Below are 20,734 nucleotides of genomic sequence, written 5' to 3' on the forward strand. Positions count from 1 at the left end.
GAGCACCTCCTGACGCAAGCGGGGCCTGCCGGCCCCGCTTTGGTATCACCCCGATTTTCCCGACCGCTCTTACGACAAGGACAAGGTTGTATGTCTGAGCCCGTGCTTTATTTCGTCCAGCAGCTGCTCAATGGCCTGACCATCGGCAGCACCTATGCCCTGATCGCCATCGGCTACACCATGGTGTACGGCATCATCGGCATGATCAACTTCGCCCACGGCGAGGTCTACATGATCGGCGCCTATGCCGCCTTCATGGTGATGACCGGCCTGATGATGGCGGGCATCGACAGCAGCTTCCTGCTGCTGACTTCCGCCTTCCTGGTGAGCATCACCCTGACCAGCGTCTACGGCTATTCCATCGAGCGGGTGGCCTACCGGCCGCTGCGCAACAGCAAGCGGCTGATCGCCCTGATCTCCGCCATCGGGATGTCCATCTTTCTGCAGAACATGATGCGCCTCAGCCAGGGCTCGCGGGACGTCGCCATGCCCAGCCTGATCCCCGGCGGCTGGAGCTTCGGCGAGGGAGGGTTCCAGGCCTCCCTGTCCTACATGCAACTGATCATCTTCCTGGTGACCTTCGTCGCCATGACGCTGTTGTCCCTGTTCATCTCCCGCTCGCGCATGGGCCGCGCCTGCCGCGCCTGCGCCGAGGACCTGAAGATGGCCAACCTGCTCGGCATCAACAGCAACACCATCATCGCGCTCACCTTCGTGATCGGCGCCGCCCTGGCGGCGGTGGCCGGGGTGCTGCTGGGCTCCTACTACGGCGTCATCAACCCTTACATCGGCTTTATGGCGGGGCTCAAGGCCTTTACCGCCGCGGTGCTCGGCGGCATCGGCAGCATTCCCGGCGCCGTGCTCGGCGGCCTGCTGCTGGGCGTGACCGAGGCCATGACCGGCGCCTACTTCAGCACCGAATACAAGGACGTGGTGTCCTTCGGCCTGCTGATCGCGGTGCTGCTGTTCATGCCCACCGGCATACTGGGCAAACCGGAGGTGGAAAAAGTATGAACAAGCTCAAACCCGCCCTCATCGCTGCCGTCCTGTTCCTGGTGCTGGCCGGCTGGCTGCTCGGCTTCCGGCTGGAAACCGCCGGTACCCGGCTGGTGGTCACCAACCGCCTGGATGCGGCCTGGGAATGGCTGGCCCTGGGCGCGGCCCTGGTGTTGCTGGCGCAGCTGTTCCAGACCCAACTGCGCCAGCCTTTCCGCTACCTGTCCGACCGCAAGGGCCACTTTGCCCTGCCGGCCCCGGAAGAGCAGCCCTGGCTGTACCGCATCGTCACCGTGCTGGTGCTGAGCGCCCTCATCATCTGGCCCTTCGTCGGCTCCCGCGGCGCCGTCGACCTGGCCACCCTGACCCTGATCTACGTGATGCTGGGGCTGGGGCTGAACGTGGTGGTAGGCCTGGCCGGCCTGCTGGACCTGGGCTATGTCGGCTTCTACGCGGTGGGTGCCTATACCTATGCCCTGCTCAACGCCTACCTGGGACTGGATTTCTGGACCTGCCTGTTGATCGCCGGCGGCATGGCGGCCCTGTTCGGCTTTCTGCTCGGTTTTCCGGTGCTGCGCCTGCGCGGGGACTACCTGGCCATCGTCACCCTTGGCTTCGGCGAGATCATCCGCATCCTGCTCAACAACATGACGGAATTGACCGGTGGTCCCAACGGCATCGCCGGTATTCCCAAGCCGACCCTGTTCGGGCTGGAGTTCGAACGCCGGGGCGAGAACCTTTTCCACGAGTTCTTCGGCATTGCCTACAACTCGGGGCACAAGGTGATCTTCCTCTACCTGCTGGCACTGGTGCTGGTGGTGTTCACCATCTTCATCATCAACCGGCTGCTGCGCATGCCGCTCGGCCGGGCCTGGGAGGCGCTGCGCGAGGACGAAATCGCCTGCCGCTCGCTCGGCCTCAACCCGACGCTTATCAAGCTGAGCGCCTTCACCATCGGGGCCGCCTTCGCCGGTTTTGCCGGCAGCTTCTTCGCCGCCCGCCAGGGCTTTATCAGCCCCGAGTCCTTCGTGTTCATCGAGTCGGCCATCATCCTTGCCATCGTGGTGCTGGGCGGCATGGGCTCGCAGATTGGGGTGGTGCTGGCGGCCATCGTCATGACCATACTGCCGGAGCTGACCCGGGAGTTTAACGAATACCGCATGCTGTTGTTCGGCCTGCTGATGGTATTGATGATGATCTGGCGACCCCAGGGCCTGCTGCCGATGCACAGACCCCACATGGAGCTGAAATCATGACCGAGCTGTTAAGGGTATCCGGCCTGACCATGCGCTTCGGCGGCCTGGTGGCCGTGGACGGGGTGGCGCTGTCCCTGGGAGAGCGGCAGATCGTCTCGGTGATCGGCCCCAACGGGGCCGGCAAGACCACGGTGTTCAACTGCCTGTCCGGCTTCTACCGGCCGAGCGGCGGTACCGTCAATTTCAAGGGGCAGGAGATCCAGGGCATGCCCGGCCACAAAATCGCCCGCCTCGGCATGGTGCGTACCTTCCAGCACGTACGCCTGTTCAAGGAGATGACGGTGCTGGAAAACCTGCTGGTGGCCCAGCATCGTCATCTCAATACCAACTTCCTCTCTGGCCTGTTCAAGACCCCCGGCTTCCGCCGGGCGGAGCGGGAAGGGCTGGAGCGGGCCCACTACTGGCTGGAAAAGGTGAGGCTGACCGAGTTTGCCAACCGTACCGCCGGCAACCTGGCCTACGGCCAGCAGCGCCGGCTGGAGATCGCCCGCTGCATGGCGGCCCGGCCGCAACTGCTGATGCTGGACGAGCCGGCGGCGGGGCTTAATCCGAACGAGACCCATGAGCTGGATCGACTGATCTGCGATCTGCGCGACAACGAGGGGGTCAGCATACTGTTGATCGAGCACGACATGAAACTGGTGATGGGCATCTCCGACCATATCTACGTGGTCAACCAGGGCCGGCCCCTGGCCGACGGCACCCCGGAGCGGGTGCGCAACAACCCCGACGTGATCAAAGCCTACCTGGGAGAAGCCTGACCATGCTGCAAGTGGAGAATGTGAGCGCCAGCTACGGCAAGATCCAGGCGCTGGAGGAGGTGTCCGTCCATATCGACAAGGGGGAGATAGTCACGCTGATCGGCGCCAACGGGGCGGGCAAGACCACCCTGATGATGGCCATCTGTGGCGACCCCAAGCCGACCCAGGGGCGGGTGCTGTTCGAGGGGCAGGACATGAGCGCCCTGGACACTGCCACCATCATGCGCAAGGACATCGCCATCGTACCCGAGGGGCGGCGGATCTTTTCCCGGCTGACGGTGGAGGAAAACCTGCACATGGGTGCCTTCTTCGTGGACAAGCACGAGCACGAGGGCCTGCTGGCGGAGGTGTACCAGATGTTCCCCCGGCTCAAGGAGCGCATGCACCAGCGGGCCGGGACCATGTCCGGTGGCGAGCAGCAAATGCTGGCCATCGGCAGGGCACTGATGAGCAAGCCGCGGCTGCTGCTGCTGGATGAGCCGTCGCTGGGTCTGGCTCCCATCATCATCGCTCAGATCTTCGACATCATCGCCCGTCTACGCGAGGAGCGGGGCATGACCATCTTCCTGGTGGAGCAGAATGCCAACCAGGCACTGAAGTTGGCGGACCGCGGCTATGTGCTGGAAAACGGCCGTATCGTGCTGGCCGACACCGGTGCCGCCCTGCTGGTCAACGAGCAGGTGCAGCGGGCCTACCTGGGCGGGTGATGCCAAGGCCGCCGCTATTGGGTAAACTGCCCTAAATTCATGCGAGGAGTGAGTGATGGAGCAGTTTGCCCATATTTCGGTGGCGGAAGCGCACACCCTGCTGGCCGAGGGTCGCGCCCGGCTGGTCGATATCCGCGATCCCCAGTCTTTTGCCCTGGCGCACGCCGAAGGGGCCTTCCACCTGACCAACGACAGCCTGGTGCGGTTCACCAACGAGGTGGACTTCGACACTCCGGTCATCGTGATGTGCTACCACGGCATCAGCAGCCAGGGCGCGGCCCAATACCTGATCCACCAGGGCTTCGAGGAAGTCTATAGCCTGGATGGCGGCTTCGAGGCCTGGCGCCGCACCCAGGCGGTGGTCGGGGCCGGATGAAGCTGCTGCTGGTGCTCGATGATCCGCGCCGGGCCCAGGCCTTTGTGGATTATTTGGCCGATATCGGGCTCAAATGCGAACTGACCCTGGACGACGACAACAACGTCAGCATCTGGCTGGTCAACGAGTCCCGCTACCAGGAGGCGCTGCAGGAGGTGAAACGCTTTCTGGCCGAGCCCCTGCATCCTCGTTACCAGGACGCCTCCTGGCGTCAGGGCGACACCCATGTCCGCTTTAGCCATGATCGCCAGGCGGCGGGTTGGCTGAGCGATCTGCTGCGCCAGACCGGACCGGTGAACCTGCTGGTGCTGCTGGCCTGCCTGCTGGTCTACGGCCTGAGCTGGCTGGGACTGCCGATGTTCGGCTTGCTGTCCTTTCCGCCCCGCTGGGAACAACTGCTGGGGCTGGAGTTCTGGCGCGCCTTCACCCCGGCGCTGCTGCATTTCTCCCTGATGCACCTGGTGTTCAACCTGTTCTGGTGGTGGTATCTGGGGGGCATGGTGGAACGGCGCCTGGGACACGGCAAACTGTTGTCCCTCTTGCTGGTGGCGGCGGTGTTGCCCAACCTGATGCAATACTGGGCCAGCGGCCCCCGCTTCGGCGGCCTGTCCGGGGTGGTCTACGCCCTGTTGGCCTATGTCTGGCTCAGCGGGCGGCTCAACCCGCTGCGGGGCATCGGCCTGCCGGATGGCATGGCGGTGTTCATGGTGGTGTGGCTGGTGCTGGGCTTTGCCGGCGTGCTGGGACCGGTGGCCAATCTGGCCCACCTTGGCGGCGGCCTGATCGGCCTGGCGCAGGCCCGGCTAGACAACAGCTCCCGGCGTTACTGATAGAGGAAGTTGGTGAACAGCAGGCGGCGGATGGGTGCCTGGCCGGTTTCCTTCAGCAGCAGGTCGTTCAGTCGGCGCAGGCCTTCGCTGGCCAATTCGGTGCGGGCGGCCAGGGAGCGGATCTCCTGCTGGTTCTTTTCTGCCAGCAGGTTGTTGACGGCGTCCCGCAGCAGCGGCATATGCTGCTCCACCAGCGGCATCTGGTCGGCCTGCTCCAGCATCAGCTCGATGGACACGCGGATATAGCCCAGGGTCTGGCCGGAGTTCTGGTAGTTGGTAATAATGTCCGGCGTCATGGTGTAGTATAGGGGCCCTTCGGAAGTCGGGGGTGCTTCCTGTGCCTGGGCGCGGCCCGTCGCCGCCAGCAAGATGCACAGCGCAGCGATGCGTAGCATAAACAATGTCTCCAGCCTTGGTTTCTGGAGCGCATTGTTTAAACAAATACCGGGCCGGTCAAGTAAATACGTGATTTTTAAAGCAACTGAGTCGTGTCTTTTTATATGTGTATCCGTTATTTCAGGAATCAGCCGTGACGCCCTCTGTCGATCATCTCTGGCACTGGACGGCGGCGCTGCCGCAGCGGCGGCCCACCCTGTGCGATTGGCTGCGGGATCCCGGTTCCCTGACCGAGCGTTTGCGCCGGCACAGTCGTGACTTCCGGGTGGAGGTGCTGGCCAGCGATGTCCTGTTACCCCTGAGCCCGGAACAGATGGCCCTGCTGGACACCGAACTGGCCTATTGCCGGGAAGTCTTGTTGTATTGCGACGGCCGGCCTTGGGTCTATGCCAGTTCCCTCTATTCCCCGGCCACCCGGGCCGCCATGCCGGAGCTGACCGGCCTGGGACGGCGTGCCCTGGGGGAGCTGTTGTTCGATGCCCCGGACCTGCAGCGTTCCTCCTTCGAGTTCACCGAACTGGCGCCCGTCGACTATGAACGGCTGGTGGCGCGGGCAGGGGCGACTGGCACCCTCTGGGGCCGGCGGTCCGTGCTGGCCACCGGGCGAGCCCGGGTGCTGGTGACCGAGCTGTTCCTTCCCGCCGTGCCCGCCTATCAGGAGCCTGTAACATGACCACCCTGACTTCGCCTTCCCGCCCGCGCTGGCGTGCCTACATGGCGCTGGCCCGCATGGACAAGCCCATCGGCAGCCTGCTGCTGCTCTGGCCCACCCTCTGGGCCCTGTGGATCGCTGCCGACGGCCTGCCTTCCCCCTGGGTGCTGCTGGTGTTCGTCGCCGGGGTGTTTTTCATGCGCTCCGCCGGCTGCGTGATTAACGACTATGCGGACCGCCATATCGACGGCCACGTCAAGCGCACCCAGGCCCGGCCGTTGCCCGCCGGCGAGCTGACCGAACGCCAGGCGCTGGGCTTTTTCGCCCTGCTGGTGGGCCTTTCCTTTGTGCTGGTGCTGACCACCAACGCCCTCACCATCGGCCTGGCCTTTGCCGGCCTGTTCTGGGCCGCGCTCTATCCCTTTATGAAGCGGTTTACCCATCTGCCCCAGCTGTTTCTGGGTATCGCCTTCTCCTGGGCCATTCCCATGGCCTTCTCCGCCCAGGCAGACAGCCTGCCGGCCGGGCTCTGGTTGTTGTTTGCCGCCAACCTGTGTTGGACGGTAGCCTACGACACCATGTACGCCATGGTGGACAGGGATGACGATCTCAGGATTGGGGTCAAGTCCACCGCCATCCTGTTCGGCCGGCGTGACAAGCTGATCGTCGGCCTGCTGCAACTGGCCACCCTGCTGCTGCTGGTGGCGGCCGGTCAGGTGTTCGCCCTGGCTGCGTCTTTCTACTGGGGGCTGTTGGCCGCCGCCGCGTTGTTCGTGTACCAGCAGCGACTGATCCGGGACCGGGAGCGGGCGGCCTGCTTCCAGGCTTTCCTCAACAATAACCATGCGGGCATGGCGGTGTTTGCCGGCCTGGCCTTGGCGCAGTGGTAACCCTATCGCCGCCCTTGGCTACAAGGAAAGGCCGGCCGGGAGGAGCGACACCGTGGTTTATTGTGCTTGCCCTGCGGGATTTACTGGATATACTGACAGTTAGCTGTATAAAAAAACAGGTTTCCTATGAAAGCGCTAACCCCTCGCCAGTCCCAGGTGCTGGAGATCATCAAGGAGCATATCCAGCAGACCGGTATGCCGCCCACCCGTGCCGAGATCGCCCAGTCCCTGGGCTTCAAGTCCGCCAATGCCGCCGAGGAACATTTGAAGGCCCTGGCCAAGAAGGGGGTGATCGAGATGATGCCCGGCACCTCCCGGGGGATCCGCCTGGCGCAAGAGGAGGAAGCGGGAGAAGAGCCGGGTCTGCCGCTGATCGGGCGGGTAGCCGCCGGTGAGCCCATCCTGGCACAGCAGCATATAGAGAGCCATTACCGGTTGGATCCGGCCCTGTTCCATCCGCCGGCAGATTTCCTGCTACGGGTCAAGGGAATGAGTATGAAGGACATCGGCATCATGGACGGCGACCTGCTGGCGGTGCACAAGACCGGTGAGGTGCGCAACGGCCAGGTGGTGGTGGCCCGGCTCGACGACGAGGTCACGGTCAAGCGCTTCCGGCGTCAGGGCAGCAGGGTCAGCCTGCTGCCGGAGAACGAGGAGCTGTCGCCCATCGAGGTTGACCTGCGGAGCCAGGAGCTGATCATCGAAGGCCTGGCGGTGGGCGTGATCCGCAACAGCGATTTTTAAGAACCTGTTGGCAATCTTTTGTTCTAGGCCAACGGGCACTACTCCGCCGACACGCCGTGGGATCCGATACTCATCACTTCGACCTGCTGCGAACATTCACTGGATGTTCGGTCAGGCCGAAATGGCTCGTCACGGCGGACAAGCTCGCCCCATGGGGGCTCCACCGCGCCTTCCCTGGCGCGGTGGGTCGGTGCAGCCGCAGCCTTTGTCCCCCAAAGCTCAGCGGCGCCTATTGCCTCTTCGCTGGGTGGCCACAGGCCGCCTAACAAAAATCATAAACAGGTTTTAAGCCACTTGCTTCCCTGGGGATGGGGGCCTAAGATGCGCTTCCCGCTTCCCGCTTCCCGCTTCCCGCTTCCCGCTTCCCGCTTCCCGCTTCCCGCTTCCCGCTTCCCGCTTCCCGCTTCCCGCTTCCCGCTTCCCGCTTCCCGCTTCCCGCTTCCCGCTTCCCGCTTCCCGCTTCTTTTTCATTTTTTTACTTTTTCATAATCAATGCTTTACTTAGTGTGTGCCGGACCGATGGACGCGGTGGTTCGGTAAGCACTGACTCTCTTTCGAGTGCGCCAAAATAAAGGACTAAGACTTTTGGGGGTGCGTGTGAAGCCGATTTTTCTGCTGCTGTCGCTAGTGGCACCGCTGCCCGTGTGGGCGCAAAGCCGTCTCAATATGACCCAGGGGGTCACCGATATCAGCCAGAAGGTGTATGGCCTGCACATGACCATACTCATCATCTGCGCGCTGATCGGCCTGGTGGTGTTCGGGGCCATGTTCTGGGCCCTGCTCCATCACCGCAAGTCCAAGGGGGCCAAGGCCGCCCAGTTCCATGAAAGCACCAAGGTGGAAATCCTCTGGACCATCATCCCCTTCCTGATCCTGGTGGCCATGGCCATTCCCGCCACCCGTACCCTGATCGCCATGGAGGACGCCAGCCAGTCGGATCTGACGGTGCAGATCACCGCCTCCCAGTGGAAATGGCACTACCGCTACTTCGATGAGGACGTCGAATTCTTCAGCCTGCTCGCCACCCTGCCCCAGGAAATCGACGGCAGCCTGCGTAAGCGCGACAACTACCTGCTGGAAGTGGACCGGCCCCTGGTGTTGCCCACGGATCGCAAGGTGCGCTTCCTGATCACCGCCGATGACGTCATCCATTCCTGGTGGGTGCCGGCCTTCGCGGTCAAGAAGGACGCCATTCCCGGCTTTATCAACGAGGCCTGGACCCGCATCAACCAGCCCGGTCTCTACCGCGGCCAGTGCGCCGAGCTGTGCGGCAAGGATCACGCCTTTATGCCGATAGTGGTGGATGTCCGCCCGCCCGGCGAGTTCGACGGCTGGCTGGCCCGGGTGAAGGCGGAGCAGGCCGAGGCCCGGGCCGCCGAGCAGGAATTGCTGGCGATGGAAATGACCATGGAAGAGATGATGACCCTGGGCGAGCAGGTGTATCAGCGCAGCTGCGCCGCCTGCCACCAGGCCAATGGCGAGGGTATACCCGGCGCCTTCCCCGCGCTCAGGGGCAGCAACATGGTGCTGAACGACAGGGCGTCCCATATCGATATCGTGCTCTACGGCAAGGAGGGCACCGCCATGCAGAGCTTCGACCGGCAGCTGGCGCTGAAGGAGCTGGCCGCCGTGATCACTTACGAGCGCAACGCCTGGGGCAACGACACCGGTGATCTGGTGCAGCCCAAGGACATCCATCAAGCCAGGCAGGGACAATAGGGGGCAGGGATGACGCAGTTAGACCGGACACAAACCGCGGACGACCAGCTGGACGTGGCGGATGACCATCACCACCAGGGCCCGGCCAGGGGCATCATGCGCTGGCTGTTGACCACCAACCACAAGGACATCGGCAGCCTCTACCTGCTGTTCAGCCTGGCCATGTTCCTGCTGGGCGGCAGCATGGCCATGGTCATCCGCGCCGAGCTGTTCCAGCCCGGCCTGCAGCTGGTGGATCCCAATTTCTTCAACCAGATGACCACCATGCACGGCCTCATCATGGTGTTCGGTGCCGTCATGCCCGCCTTTGTCGGCCTGGCCAACTGGATGATCCCGATGATGATAGGCGCTCCCGACATGGCGCTGCCGCGCATGAACAACTGGAGCTTCTGGATCCTGCCCTTCGCCTTCCTGCTGATGCTGAGCTCGTTGTTCATGCCCGGCGGCGGCCCCAACTTCGGCTGGACCTTCTACGCCCCCCTGTCCACCACCTATGCCCCGGACAGCACCGCTCTGTTCGTGTTCGCCATCCATATCATGGGCATCAGCTCGATCATGGGGGCGATCAACGTCATCGTTACCATCTGGAACCTGAGAGCGCCAGGCATGACCTGGATGAAACTGCCCCTGTTCTGCTGGACCTGGCTGATCACCGCCTTCCTGCTGATCGCGGTGATGCCGGTGCTGGCGGGGGCGGTGACCATGGTGCTCACCGACAAGTATTTCGGCACCAGCTTCTTCGAGGCGGCCGGCGGCGGCGACCCCGTGCTGTTCCAGCATATCTTCTGGTTCTTCGGCCACCCCGAGGTGTACATCATGATCTTGCCGAGTTTCGGCATCATTTCGGCCATCGTGCCCACCTTCAGTCGCAAGCGGCTGTTCGGTTATGCCTCCATGGTGTATGCCACCGCCTCCATCGCCGGGCTGAGCTTCCTGGTGTGGGCGCACCATATGTTTACCGTGGGCATGCCGGTGGCGGCGGAGCTGTTCTTCATGTACTGCACCATGCTGATCTCGGTGCCCACCGGGGTCAAGGTGTTCAACTGGGTGGCCACCATGTGGCGCGGCGCCATCAGTTTCGAGGTGCCCATGCTGTTCGCCCTGGCCTTTATCGTGCTGTTCACCATCGGCGGCTTCAGCGGCCTGATGCTGGCCATCACCCCGGCCGACTTCCAGTACCACGACACCTATTTCGTGGTGGCCCACTTCCACTACGTGCTGGTGTCCGGCGCCATCTTCTCGATCATGGCGGCGGCCTACTACTGGATGCCAAAATGGACCGGCCACATGTTCGACGAGCGACTGGCCAAGTGGCATTTCTGGTGCTCGGTGATTTCGGTCAACATCCTCTTCTTCCCCATGCACTTCCTCGGGCTGGCCGGCATGCCCCGGCGCATCCCCGACTATTCGCTGCAGTTTGCCGACATCAACGGCTTGGTCAGTATCGGCGGCTTTGCCTTCGGCCTGTCCCAGCTGATCTTCGTGGCGGTGCTGGTGAAATGCATCCGCGGCGGCGAAAAGGCGGCGGCCAGCCCCTGGGAAGGGGCTCACGGTCTGGAGTGGACGGTGCCCTCGCCGGCGCCCTACCACACGTTCAGCACCCCCCCGGAGATCGAAGGCAATGGATCACGGTAAAAAAGCACTCAGACTCGGCCTGATGGCGGTCGTCATGTTCGGCTTCGGCTTCGCCCTGGTACCGCTGTATGACGTGTTCTGCGATCTTACCGGCCTGAACGGCAAAACCGCCACCACGGCGGCGGCGGAGTCCAGGGCCATGGACGAGCAGCGGCTGGTGACGGTGGAGTTCGTCACCTACAAGGCCAAGGGCCTTAACGGCGATTTCGAATCCTCGGTGCGGCGGCTGCAGGTGCATCCGGGCGAGATGCACCAGGTAGACTTCACCGTGACCAGTCATGCGGCGGAGGACAGGGTGCTGCGGGCCATTCCGTCGGTCTCGCCAGGAGTGGCGGCGGGCTATCTGCGCAAGACCGAGTGCTTCTGTTTTCAGGAGCAGCCCCTGGCGGCACGAGAGCAGGCGGTGATGCCGATGCGCTTCTATGTGGATGAGGCCTTGCCCGGCAATATCGAGGTATTCACCCTGTCCTATACCCTTTACGACATCAGCGAGCAGGTTGCCACGCGCAGCTAGCAAGGAGGCAGTCATGGAGGTCAAGACCCAACAGTATTATGTGCCGGCCCAGAGCCCATGGCCGATAGTCGGCGCCATCGGTTTGTTTCTGCTGGCCTCGGGAGCCGGCATGTGGGCCGCGGGTATCGCCGGCATCACCGGCCCCCTGGTGTTTACCGCCGGCACCCTGGTGATGACCTTTATGCTGTTCGGTTGGTTCGGCAACGTGATCGATGAGTCCCATTCCGGGCTGTACAGCGAACAGATGGACCGCTCTTTCCGCCAGGGTATGAGCTGGTTCATCTTTTCGGAGGTGATGTTCTTCGGTGCCTTCTTCGGTGCTCTGTTTTACGCCCGGGTGCTGGCGGTGCCCTGGCTGGGTGGGGCCGGCAACAACGCCATGACCAATGAGGTGCTGTGGCCCGACTTTACCGCCAGCTGGCCCCTGCTGCTGACCCCGGGCGGGATGGAAACCACCGCCATGGGCTGGTTCGGCCTGCCGCTGGTCAACACCGTCATCCTGCTGAGTTCTTCCGTGACCGCCCATCTCGCCCATCTGGCGTTGCTGCGGGAGCGGCGCACCCGGCTGAAGCAGTGGTTGGGACTGACCGTGCTGTTGGGGATGCTGTTCCTGGCGCTGCAGGCCTGGGAATACGTGCATGCCTACCGGGATCTGGGCCTGCGGCTGGACTCCGGCATCTACGGCAACACCTTCTTCCTGCTCACCGGTTTTCACGGGGCCCACGTCACCCTGGGTACCCTGATGCTGCTCATCATGTGGCTGCGGGTCAACAAGGGGCATTTCACCCCGGCCCAGCATTTCGGCTTTCAGGCCAGCAGCTGGTATTGGCACTTCGTGGATGTGGTCTGGCTCTGCCTGTTCGTCTTTGTCTATATTTTATAGTGGGTTTCGTTTGGTGCTCTATCCAGGGGTGGGGTTGGGCACCAGCAGGCCGGTGGCCATCGCCAGGATCAGCAGCAGCAGGATAATGGCGGCAAACAGCAGCCGGCGGCCGATGTAACGGCTCATCAGCACCGGGTCCCGGTTGGAGAGCATGGCTTTCAGGCCCAGCAACAGGTTGCCGATCATCATCAGCAACAACAGCACAATCAACAGTTTGAGCAGCATTAATCGTTTCCTGGAGAGGGCGACTCTTGAGTATAGGAAAAAGTTGGGGATTGCTGGCGCTGACCCTGCTGATGACCATGCTGATGGTCACCATGGGCGTCTGGCAGCTGTCCCGTGCCGATGACAAGCGCCAATTGTTGCAGGAATGGCAGCAACGGCGCGACATTGTCCTGGATCTGGATGAAGCCTTGGTTATCGATGCTCCTTTCGGCTACCGCCTGGAACTGGGCGGTGTCTACCTGGCCGGCGGCGATCTCTTCCTCGACAACCAAATCCACGAGGGGCGGGCGGGCTACCGCCTGATCCGCCCGCTGCAGACCCCCTATGGCCTGCTGGCGGTGGATACCGGTTGGTGGCCGGCTGATCCGGACCGGCGCCGGCTGCCGGTGGTGACGTTACCGGAAGGGCCGGTGCGGTTGAGCGGGTCCCTGGTCCGGCCCTATCGGCCGCCCCTGTCCCTGGGCGGCGCCCCGACCCCCCAGGCACGGCGCATCAGCGGGCTGGATCCCACCCTGCTGCAGGTCCGTTGGGGTCAGCGGGTGCTGCCGTTCGTGTTACGGCTGGAAGAGGGATCCGACTGGCAACCGGTGGCGATGGGGCCGGAGCGGCACCTGGGCTATGCGGTACAGTGGTTTGCCATGGCCCTGGCGGTGGGGGTGACGGCGTTGGTGTTCTATCGGAGGCGGCATGAAACATAAACCTGTGTTGGCGCTGGTGGGGGTATTCCTGCTGCCGGTGGCCCTGGCCTGGCTCACCCTGCAGCAGGGCTGGTTCGCCCCCGGGGTCAAGGGCCAGGGTGAGTGGGTGGAAGGACGGATCGACGGGGCGCGCCAGTGGCGGCTGGTGCTGCCACTGGCGCCGGAGTGCAGCCACTGCGCCGATGCTGGCCCCTTGCTGCACAACATCGACCTCGCCCTGGGACGGGATGAAGAGCGGGTGGCGGTGGTTCGAGTGCCGGCCGGGCCCGGACTGGAGGCCGGTTTTGTCTATATCGCGGATCCGCCCGGCCAGCTTGTCATGCGTTATGCCCTGAGCGGCGACGTGCAGCGGGACCGACTGACCGGCAAGGCGCTGCTCGGCGATTTGCGTCGTCTGCTCAAGTTTTCCCGGGCCGGATAGGAGGCCGCATGCGCAAACTCGGTATTTTTGCCTTTGCCCTGACCCTGGTGGTGGTGGTGCTGGGTGCCTATACCCGTCTCACCGATGCCGGCCTGGGTTGTCCCGACTGGCCCGGCTGCTACGGCTTCCACGGCGTTCCCAGCTCGGAGCAGGCCCAGCGGCTGGCGGCGGAGCGCTTTCCCGACCGCCCGCTGGAGCCGGTCAAGGCGCGCAACGAAATGGTGCATCGTTACGCGGCGGGCTTGCTGGGGGTGACCATACTGCTGATGGCGCTGTGGTCGCTCAAGGCGGCGCACCGGGCCTATCGGCTGCCCGCCTGGCTGCTGCTGGCGCTGGTGGCCGGCCAGGCGACCCTGGGCATGCTGACGGTGACCCTCAACCTGCTGCCTTTCGTGGTGATGGGCCACCTGCTGGGCGGTTTTACCATACTGGCGCTGTTGTTCCTGGCCGTCTGCCGGGGGCGGCGAACGGCGCCCGAGCCGCCCCGGGTTGTCGGCCTGGGCGGCTGGTACCTGGCGGGGCTGGGGGCCCTGGTGCTGCAGATCGCCCTGGGCGGCTGGACCGCGGCCAACTATGCCGCCCTGGCCTGCCTGGAGCTGCCGGTGTGCCAGGGAGACTGGTTGGGCCAGTGGCAATGGAGCGCCTTTCACCCCCATGGCGTGCCGGCCGAAACCTATCAATACGGGGTGCTCAGCCAGGAGGAAAGGGTCACCATCCATGCCGCCCACCGGCTGTGGGCCCTGGTGACCGCGCTGCTGCTGCTGGCACTGGCCTGGCGGCTGTGGCTGCGGCGCGGCATGAAGGGCTGGGGGGCCTGCCTGGCACTGGGGGTGGCTGGCCAACTGGCCCTGGGCGTGGCCAATGTGGTGCTGCACCTGCCGCTGGCGGTGGCAGTGGCCCACAATGCCGGGGCGGCGGCGCTATTGCTGATTTTAACGGGAACGGGTGAACGCCTCTGGCGTTACAGGGAGGAAGCATGGCACGAAGCGCATTATTGCCCAGACGCTGGGAATTGACCTGGCGGGATTATTTCGCCCTCACCAAACCCAAGGTGGTGCTGCTGATCCTGCTGACCGCCGTGGTGGGGATGTTTCTCACCGGCATGCTGCCGAGTCCGCAGCTGGTGGTGGCCGCGACCCTGGGGATAGGGTTGATGGCGGGCGGGGCGGCGGCCATCAACCATGTGCTGGACAGGCGCATCGACATCAAGATGGCCCGCACCTACCACCGGCCGGTGGCCCAGGGGCGGGTACAGACGGCACCCGCCCTGGCCTTTGCCTTCGCCTTGTCGGTGGCCGGGCTGGCGGTGCTGCTGCTGTGGGTCAATGCCCTGACCGCCTGGTTGACCCTGGCATCCCTGCTCGGTTATGCGGTGGTCTATACCGTCTGGCTGAAGCGGGCCACGCCCCAGAACATCGTCATCGGCGGCCTGGCCGGGGCCATGCCGCCGCTGCTGGGCTGGACCGCGGTGACCGGGGACTTCCACGGCCATGCCCTGTTGTTGGTGATGATCATCTTCGCCTGGACTCCCCCCCATTTCTGGGCGCTGGCCATCCACCGCCGGGATGACTACGCCAAGGCCGCCATTCCCATGCTGCCGGTCACCCATGGTATCGAGTTCACCAAGACCTGCGTGCTGCTTTATACCCTGTTGCTCACCCTGGTATGCCTGCTGCCCTGGGTCGTCGGCATGTCGGGTCCGCTCTACCTGCTGGGGGCGCTGCTGCTCAACCTGCGCTTCATCCAATGGGCCTGGCGGCTGAAATTTAGACCTGAGCCACAAACCGCACTACAATGTTTCCGCTTTTCAATCAGCCACCTGATGTGGCTGTTCGTGCTGATACTGGCGGATCACTGGATAGACTATGGCTAATACGAGCAAGCTGATATGGGTAGTGGCGATCACCTTACTGATAGCGGGCAGCCTGAGCGGCGTTGCCTGGTACAACAACAGGGAGAACAGCCTGACCGAGGCGGTGGTGGTCTACCCCGAGCCTCGGCCGCTCAAGGGCATCAGCCTGCTCGATGCCGACGGCGAGCCCTTCACCGAGCAGCGGTTTGCCGGCCGCTGGAGCCTGGTGTTTGTCGGCTATACCTTCTGCCCCGATATCTGTCCCACCACCCTGGCGGATCTGGCGCGCATCTATCCCGAGCTGCAACAGCCGAACGAGCCGGTGCAGGTGGTGTTTGTGTCGGTGGATCCCGAGCGGGATACCCCCGAGCGGCTCAAGGCCTACACCGCCTATTTCAATCCCGACTTCGTGGCGGCGACCGCCGACCACGAGCTGCTGATGCCGGCGGTGCAGCAGCTGGGGCTGATCTACGGTATCCACGAGCGGGAAGAGCGGGATTACTTGGTGGATCATTCCGCCTCCATCGCCCTGGTCAACCCCAGGGGAGAGTTGCACGCTTCTTTCCGCCCCGGTTTCGACGAGCAGAGCATGATGCCGCTGGTCGACGGGGATGAACTGGTCCGGGATCTGGCCCGTATCCGCAGGCAATGGGGCGGCTAGGCCGACCCTCTTTCCAGTTGCCATCCGAGTTATTGATGGGGTCTTCCTGCCTGAATGGGACCAGACACCGCCAGGTGTTCGCCCTGGCCCTGCCCATGGTGCTGTCCAACATTACCGTGCCCCTGCTCGGCCTGGTGGACACCCTCGTCATCGGTCACCTGGAGCAGGCCTACTACCTGGGTGGGGTGGCGGTGGGCGCCACCGTCATCAGCCTGATCTTCTGGCTGCTCGGTTTTCTGCGCATGTCGACCACTGGGCTCAGCGCCCAGGCCGTCGGTGCCGGCAATGGCGAGCTTCTGTTGCAGGTGCTGGTACGGGCCCTGGTGTTGGCCTGGGGCCTGGCACTGCTGATATTGGCGCTGCAGCACCCCTTGATCGAGTTGGCCTTCTGGTTGGCCGGCGGCAGTGCCGAGGTGCAGCACTACGGCCGTGAATACGTCAGTGTGCGCATCTGGAGTGCACCGGCGGCCTTGACCAACCTGGTGCTGCTGGGCTGGTTGCTGGGCAACCAGAACGCCCAGGCGCCCATGTGGCTGCTGATCCTGGGCAACAGTGCCAATATCCTGCTCGACCTCTGGTTCGTGCTGGACCTGGGCTGGCAGGTGAAGGGGGCGGCGGCAGCCTCGGTGCTGGCCGATTATCTGACCATGGGACTGGGGGCCTGGCTGGTCTGGCGTACCCTGCGCGTCCGCGGGCTCAGGCCCGCCGCCGGCTTCTGGCGGTGCTGTCTGAACCGCGTGGCCTTCGGCCGTCTGCTGGGGCTGAACCGGGACATTTTTATCCGTGCCCTCTGCCTGCAATTGACCTTTGCCTTTATGACCTTCCAGGGCGCCCGGCTGGGGGATGGGGTGGTGGCGGCCAATGCCGTGCTGATGAATTTCCTGATGTTCATCTCCTACGGCCTCGATGGCTTCGCCTACGCGGTGGAGGCCATGGTGGGCAAGGCGGTGGGAGAGCGCAGCCGGGAGCGATTCCGCCAGGCCTGCGCCCTCAACCTGTTCTGGGGCGCCCTGGTGGCGGTGGTGTTCACCCTGGTGTTCGCCCTGGCCGGCGAATGCCTGGTCGGTCTGATCACCAGCATTCCGGAGGTCCGGGCCCAGGCGGAGCTCTACCTGCCCTGGCTGGTGCTGATGCCGCTGGCCGCCTGCTGGTGCTTTATCCTCGACGGCATCTTTATCGGCACGACCCGCGGTCGGGAAATGCGCGACATGATGCTGGTCTCCACCCTGGTCGTGTTCTTCCCGGTGTGGTGGTTGGCCCGGGAGCTGGGCAACCATGGCCTCTGGCTGGCCATGTTCTGTTTTATGTTGGCCCGGGGCCTGACCCTGGCCTGGGCCTGGTGGCGGCTCGACCGTCGGCAGGGGTTTACCGGCGAGGCCGTATAGATGAGAGAAACGAAAGATGTTTGAGATTGCCCTCTATGAGCCGGAAATCGCCCCCAATACCGGCAACATCATGCGCCTGGTGCGCAACAACGGCTGCCGGCTGCACCTGATAGAGCCGCTCGGCTTCAACCTGGAAGAGAAGAAACTGCGTCGGGCCGGGCTGGATTATGCGGATTTTGGCCGGATCCAACTGCATTCCAACTACGCGGCGTTTCTGGCGGCCATGGCCGGGCGGCGCCTGTTCGCCTGTTCTACCAAGGGCAGCCGGCATCACCACGAGCCGGCCTACCAGCCCGGCGACGTACTGCTGTTCGGGCCCGAGACCCGGGGCCTGCCGGATGCCGTGCTGGCGGCGGTGGCGCCCGAGTTCCGTATCCGCATCCCCATGCAGCCCGACAGCCGCAGCCTGAACCTGTCCAACGCGGTGGCGGTGATCAGCTACGAGGCCTGGCGCCAGCAGGGCTTTGCCGGTGCGGTATGAAACCATTTAGACTGCCTGGTTATTAAGGCATAACCATGGAACTCCATTGATTATTTATCGATCATTCCACGCCTGTTCTACAATAGTGGAGCAATTTTTCAGGCAGAAGGAGACGGAGATGTTGGCAAGGCAATGTAGCTATACCCTACAGGGCACAGAACCACTTCATGCCCATATAGTGGTCAATCCGACCGGCTTGCTGGAAGTTGATATTATCGAGCACAATCAGCATTTTACCAGCGAGTTTGAACACGTTTACTTCAAGCGGGGCGAACAGGGCATGGAACTGGTCTGCGAACAGTGCGAAGAAGCCCCGCAACAGCAGGTCAGCCTTACTTTGCAGCGGCAGGATGCCTTCGAGTTGTATCAGATGATTGATGATGCCAAGCAGGAGCTGGAATGCCTGCTATGTGATTTGTAGCAGTCCCACACGACGACAAACGGTTCTATCAATACCCTCATGCCCCGCATTCGCGGGGCATCTTACTTTAGGCCGGGCTCTTCGGGGTCACGTTCGGCGGTCGGCGGGGGTATACTAAACCAAATCCCCTTGTCCGGCTGAACGATGAAGCACTCCACCTCCTATTCCCGCCTGGTGACCACGGCCGCCATTGCCGCCGCGGTGGTGGCCGGCGTCATGATACTGGCCAAGTTGCTGGCCTGGTTCTATACCGGCTCCGCCAGCATGCTCGCCTCCCTGACCGACTCCCTGCTGGACATCAGCGCTTCACTCATCAACCTGATGGCCATCCGCTATGCCCTGGTGCCGCCGGATCAGGACCACCGCTTCGGCCACGGCAAGGCCGAATCCCTGGCGGGGCTGGCCCAGTCGGCCTTTATCAGCGGCTCGGCCATCTTTTTGATCATCAACGGCGTTTCCCGGTTGCTGAATGCCCAGGAGGTGACCCATGCGGAGCTTGGACTTGGGGTGATGCTGTTTTCATTGGCGCTGACCATCGGCCTGGTGTTGTTCCAGGGCTATGTGATCCGGCGCACCGGCTCCGTGGCCATCCGCGCCGATCAGCTGCATTACCGCTCGGACATACTGCTCAATGTCGGGGTGCTGCTGGCCATCGCCCTGGCCTGGTACGGCTGGCACTGGACCGATGGTGTCTTCGCGGTGTTGATCGGTGGCTACATACTGCGGGGGGCGCTGAAGATAGGCTACGACTCGGTGCAGATGCTGCTCGACAGACGGTTGCCGGAAGAGGAGCAAAAGCGCATTATTGATACCTGTTTGGCGGTGGAAGGGGTGCATGGCCTGCATGAGCTGCGCACCCGGCAGTCGGGCCAGACCCGGTTTATCCAGTTGCACCTGGAGCTGGACGATCAACTGCCCCTGGTCCGGGCCCATCGTATCGCCGACAGGGCAGAGCGGGAACTGCGCACCCTGTTTCCCGATACCGACGTCATCATTCATATGGACCCTATCTCGGTCTTGCCCCGTGAGGCCCATTCCCAGGATATGAGTGAACATCAATTTATAGAAAACAAGGTCTAATCCATGGAAGACGGCATTCAATCCCGAACCTGGCTGTGTATCCGCGAAGAAGCCCAGCGGATGATCGCGGAAGAGCCGATGCTCGGCAGCTTTTTTTATTCCACTATCCTCAATCACGACACGCTGAAGTGTGCCCTGAGTTTTATTCTGGCCAACAAGCTGGAAAGCTCGGTGATGCCGGCCATCAGCCTGCGGGAAGTGATAGAGGTGGCACTGGACGAAGAGCCGGCCATCCTGGACATGGTGGCCACGGACATCTGTGCGGTGCAGGAACGGGATCCGGCGGTATCGCTGTTTTCCACCCCCTTGCTGTATCTCAAGGGCTTCCATGCGCTGCAGGGCTATCGTATTTCCAACTGGTTGTGGCGCCACGGCCGCCGCTCCCTGGCCACCTATCTGCAGAACCAGATTTCGGTGGTGTTCGGGGTCGATGTGCACCCGGCGGCCCGCATCGGCAAGGGCATCATGTTCGACCACGCCACCGGCATAGTGGTGGGGGAGACGGCGGTGATCGAGGACGATGTGTCCATACTGCAGAACGTGACCCTGGGCGGCACCGGCAAGGAGGGGGGCGATCGCCATCCCAAGATCCGGGAAGGCGTGATGATCGGTGCCGGGGCCAAGATACTGGGCAATATCGAGGTGGGCGAGGGGGCCAAGATCGGTGCCGGCAGCGTAGTGCTGGAGCCGGTGCCGGCCCATACCACCGTCGCCGGGGTGCCGGCCCGGATCGTGGGTCGGCCCGGCTCCGACAAGCCGTCACTGGACATGAGCCAGAATATCTGAGACCGCCGTTGACGCGGCCGGCACAAATTAACCGCAAACGGCATCCTTATGCTCGGGGCCGCTTGTTGTCTTGGGTTGGCCGGGGTATGCTCGGGCGTGAGGGGCCTGCGGGCCGGATAACGATGATTAGGGGTTAGTGCATGTCTTTTGATGTATTGGAAAAACTGGAAGCCAAAATCCAGGCGGCGGTAGACACCATTTCCCTGTTGCAGATGGAAGTGGACGAGCTGAAAGAGCAGAACGGCCGCCTGGGCGAAGAGAACCAGCAGCTGAAACAGCAGCACGATGCCTGGCAGGAACGCCTGCGGGTGTTGCTGGGCAAGATCGACCAGGTGGAAGAAAGCGCCTGAGTACCGAACGCCGGC

General features: G+C 63.3%; 26 protein-coding genes. 24 read left to right on the forward strand and 2 right to left on the reverse strand.

Annotated features, from left to right (window positions below; genetic code table 11):
- Positions 1 to 90 precede the first annotated feature (90 nt).
- The 6 genes from livH to glpG are packed head-to-tail and all read left to right on the forward strand — an operon-like array spanning position 91 to position 4,926.
- Complete coding sequence (gene livH / locus ACT7DK_RS01330) at positions 91 to 1,014, forward strand: high-affinity branched-chain amino acid ABC transporter permease LivH (RefSeq protein ID WP_445395566.1); 924 nt, start codon at positions 91 to 93, stop codon at positions 1,012 to 1,014.
- The gene (locus ACT7DK_RS01335) at positions 1,011 to 2,252 is read left to right on the forward strand and encodes a high-affinity branched-chain amino acid ABC transporter permease LivM (RefSeq protein WP_445395568.1); all 1,242 of its coding nucleotides are present in this window, start codon (positions 1,011 to 1,013) and stop codon (positions 2,250 to 2,252) included. The genes livH and ACT7DK_RS01335 overlap by 4 nt, the downstream gene beginning before the upstream one ends.
- Positions 2,249 to 3,013: a high-affinity branched-chain amino acid ABC transporter ATP-binding protein LivG gene (gene livG / locus ACT7DK_RS01340; protein ID WP_445395570.1), complete on the forward strand. Its 765-nt coding sequence runs from the start codon at positions 2,249 to 2,251 to the stop codon at positions 3,011 to 3,013. The genes ACT7DK_RS01335 and livG overlap by 4 nt, the downstream gene beginning before the upstream one ends.
- Positions 3,014 to 3,015: 2 nt before the next feature.
- Positions 3,016 to 3,720, forward strand: a complete 705-nt coding sequence (locus ACT7DK_RS01345) for an ABC transporter ATP-binding protein (protein ID WP_445395572.1) — start codon at positions 3,016 to 3,018, stop codon at positions 3,718 to 3,720.
- Positions 3,721 to 3,775: 55 nt separating this feature from the next.
- Positions 3,776 to 4,096 (forward strand): thiosulfate sulfurtransferase GlpE, encoded by a 321-nt coding sequence (gene glpE / locus ACT7DK_RS01350; protein ID WP_445395574.1) that lies wholly within the window; start codon positions 3,776 to 3,778, stop codon positions 4,094 to 4,096.
- On the forward strand, positions 4,093 to 4,926 hold the full coding sequence (gene glpG, locus ACT7DK_RS01355; protein ID WP_445395576.1) for a rhomboid family intramembrane serine protease GlpG: 834 nt from the start codon (positions 4,093 to 4,095) through the stop codon (positions 4,924 to 4,926). The genes glpE and glpG overlap by 4 nt, the downstream gene beginning before the upstream one ends.
- On the opposite strand, the gene ACT7DK_RS01360 is transcribed toward glpG, so the two are convergent.
- The gene (locus tag ACT7DK_RS01360) at positions 4,920 to 5,321 is read right to left on the reverse strand and encodes a flagellar basal body-associated FliL family protein (RefSeq protein ID WP_445395578.1); all 402 of its coding nucleotides are present in this window, start codon (positions 5,319 to 5,321) and stop codon (positions 4,920 to 4,922) included. The two genes, glpG and ACT7DK_RS01360, sit on opposite strands and share 7 nt — an antisense overlap.
- A gap of 134 nt (positions 5,322 to 5,455) precedes the next feature.
- Here ACT7DK_RS01360 and ACT7DK_RS01365 point away from each other — a divergent pair, with 134 nt between their 5' ends.
- The 7 genes from ACT7DK_RS01365 to ACT7DK_RS01395 all read left to right on the forward strand — a co-directional run bounded on the left by ACT7DK_RS01365 (position 5,456) and on the right by ACT7DK_RS01395 (position 12,359).
- Positions 5,456 to 5,995, forward strand: coding sequence for a chorismate--pyruvate lyase family protein (locus ACT7DK_RS01365; RefSeq protein WP_445395580.1), 540 nt, complete (start codon positions 5,456 to 5,458; stop codon positions 5,993 to 5,995).
- Positions 5,992 to 6,864, forward strand: a complete 873-nt coding sequence (gene ubiA / locus ACT7DK_RS01370; protein WP_445395582.1) for a 4-hydroxybenzoate octaprenyltransferase — start codon at positions 5,992 to 5,994, stop codon at positions 6,862 to 6,864. The genes ACT7DK_RS01365 and ubiA overlap by 4 nt, the downstream gene beginning before the upstream one ends.
- A gap of 126 nt (positions 6,865 to 6,990) precedes the next feature.
- The gene (gene lexA, locus ACT7DK_RS01375) at positions 6,991 to 7,608 is read left to right on the forward strand and encodes a transcriptional repressor LexA (RefSeq protein WP_445395584.1); all 618 of its coding nucleotides are present in this window, start codon (positions 6,991 to 6,993) and stop codon (positions 7,606 to 7,608) included.
- 597 nt (positions 7,609 to 8,205) lie between these two features.
- On the forward strand, positions 8,206 to 9,327 hold the full coding sequence (coxB, locus tag ACT7DK_RS01380) for a cytochrome c oxidase subunit II (protein WP_445395586.1): 1,122 nt from the start codon (positions 8,206 to 8,208) through the stop codon (positions 9,325 to 9,327).
- Positions 9,328 to 9,336: 9 nt separating this feature from the next.
- On the forward strand, positions 9,337 to 10,962 hold the full coding sequence (ctaD, locus tag ACT7DK_RS01385) for a cytochrome c oxidase subunit I (RefSeq protein WP_445395588.1): 1,626 nt from the start codon (positions 9,337 to 9,339) through the stop codon (positions 10,960 to 10,962).
- Positions 10,949 to 11,476 (forward strand): cytochrome c oxidase assembly protein, encoded by a 528-nt coding sequence (locus ACT7DK_RS01390; RefSeq protein WP_445395590.1) that lies wholly within the window; start codon positions 10,949 to 10,951, stop codon positions 11,474 to 11,476. The genes ctaD and ACT7DK_RS01390 overlap by 14 nt, the downstream gene beginning before the upstream one ends.
- A 13-nt stretch (positions 11,477 to 11,489) precedes the next feature.
- Entirely contained in the window at positions 11,490 to 12,359 is an 870-nt protein-coding gene (locus tag ACT7DK_RS01395; RefSeq protein WP_445395592.1) for a cytochrome c oxidase subunit 3, read from the forward strand.
- Positions 12,360 to 12,377: 18 nt separating this feature from the next.
- Here ACT7DK_RS01395 and ACT7DK_RS01400 read toward each other — a convergent pair whose 3' ends face one another.
- Positions 12,378 to 12,584 (reverse strand): DUF2909 family protein, encoded by a 207-nt coding sequence (locus tag ACT7DK_RS01400; RefSeq protein ID WP_445395594.1) that lies wholly within the window; start codon positions 12,582 to 12,584, stop codon positions 12,378 to 12,380.
- A gap of 26 nt (positions 12,585 to 12,610) precedes the next feature.
- On the opposite strand from ACT7DK_RS01400, the gene ACT7DK_RS01405 reads away from it, so the two are divergent.
- The 11 genes from ACT7DK_RS01405 to ACT7DK_RS01455 all read left to right on the forward strand — a co-directional run bounded on the left by ACT7DK_RS01405 (position 12,611) and on the right by ACT7DK_RS01455 (position 20,719).
- Positions 12,611 to 13,282, forward strand: a complete 672-nt coding sequence (locus tag ACT7DK_RS01405) for an SURF1 family protein (RefSeq protein ID WP_445395596.1) — start codon at positions 12,611 to 12,613, stop codon at positions 13,280 to 13,282.
- Positions 13,272 to 13,703, forward strand: coding sequence for a hypothetical protein (locus ACT7DK_RS01410; RefSeq protein WP_445395598.1), 432 nt, complete (start codon positions 13,272 to 13,274; stop codon positions 13,701 to 13,703). Before ACT7DK_RS01405 ends, ACT7DK_RS01410 begins: the two co-directional genes overlap by 11 nt.
- Before the next feature lie 8 nt (positions 13,704 to 13,711).
- Positions 13,712 to 14,719 carry a COX15/CtaA family protein gene (locus ACT7DK_RS01415; RefSeq protein ID WP_445395600.1) on the forward strand — a complete coding sequence of 336 codons (1,008 nt, stop codon included), beginning with the start codon at positions 13,712 to 13,714 and terminating at the stop codon, positions 14,717 to 14,719.
- Positions 14,680 to 15,576 carry a heme o synthase gene (gene cyoE, locus ACT7DK_RS01420; protein ID WP_445395602.1) on the forward strand — a complete coding sequence of 299 codons (897 nt, stop codon included), beginning with the start codon at positions 14,680 to 14,682 and terminating at the stop codon, positions 15,574 to 15,576. The genes ACT7DK_RS01415 and cyoE overlap by 40 nt, the downstream gene beginning before the upstream one ends.
- A complete protein-coding gene (locus tag ACT7DK_RS01425) occupies positions 15,569 to 16,216 on the forward strand; it encodes an SCO family protein (protein WP_445395604.1) in 648 nt (215 codons plus the stop codon). The genes cyoE and ACT7DK_RS01425 overlap by 8 nt, the downstream gene beginning before the upstream one ends.
- Positions 16,217 to 16,251: 35 nt before the next feature.
- Positions 16,252 to 17,601 carry an MATE family efflux transporter DinF gene (gene dinF, locus ACT7DK_RS01430; protein ID WP_445395606.1) on the forward strand — a complete coding sequence of 450 codons (1,350 nt, stop codon included), beginning with the start codon at positions 16,252 to 16,254 and terminating at the stop codon, positions 17,599 to 17,601.
- Between the two features lie 16 nt (positions 17,602 to 17,617).
- The gene (locus ACT7DK_RS01435) at positions 17,618 to 18,082 is read left to right on the forward strand and encodes a tRNA (cytidine(34)-2'-O)-methyltransferase (protein WP_445395608.1); all 465 of its coding nucleotides are present in this window, start codon (positions 17,618 to 17,620) and stop codon (positions 18,080 to 18,082) included.
- Between the two features lie 118 nt (positions 18,083 to 18,200).
- Positions 18,201 to 18,503 carry a hypothetical protein gene (locus tag ACT7DK_RS01440; RefSeq protein ID WP_445395610.1) on the forward strand — a complete coding sequence of 101 codons (303 nt, stop codon included), beginning with the start codon at positions 18,201 to 18,203 and terminating at the stop codon, positions 18,501 to 18,503.
- 144 nt (positions 18,504 to 18,647) lie between these two features.
- Complete coding sequence (gene fieF / locus ACT7DK_RS01445) at positions 18,648 to 19,583, forward strand: cation efflux pump FieF (RefSeq protein WP_445395612.1); 936 nt, start codon at positions 18,648 to 18,650, stop codon at positions 19,581 to 19,583.
- 3 nt (positions 19,584 to 19,586) lie between these two features.
- A complete protein-coding gene (cysE, locus tag ACT7DK_RS01450; RefSeq protein ID WP_445395614.1) occupies positions 19,587 to 20,369 on the forward strand; it encodes a serine O-acetyltransferase in 783 nt (260 codons plus the stop codon).
- A 140-nt stretch (positions 20,370 to 20,509) separates the two neighbouring features.
- Positions 20,510 to 20,719, forward strand: coding sequence for a cell division protein ZapB (locus tag ACT7DK_RS01455; RefSeq protein ID WP_445395616.1), 210 nt, complete (start codon positions 20,510 to 20,512; stop codon positions 20,717 to 20,719).
- Positions 20,720 to 20,734 lie beyond the last annotated feature (15 nt).

This window comes from Zobellella sp. An-6 (assembly GCF_052487945.1).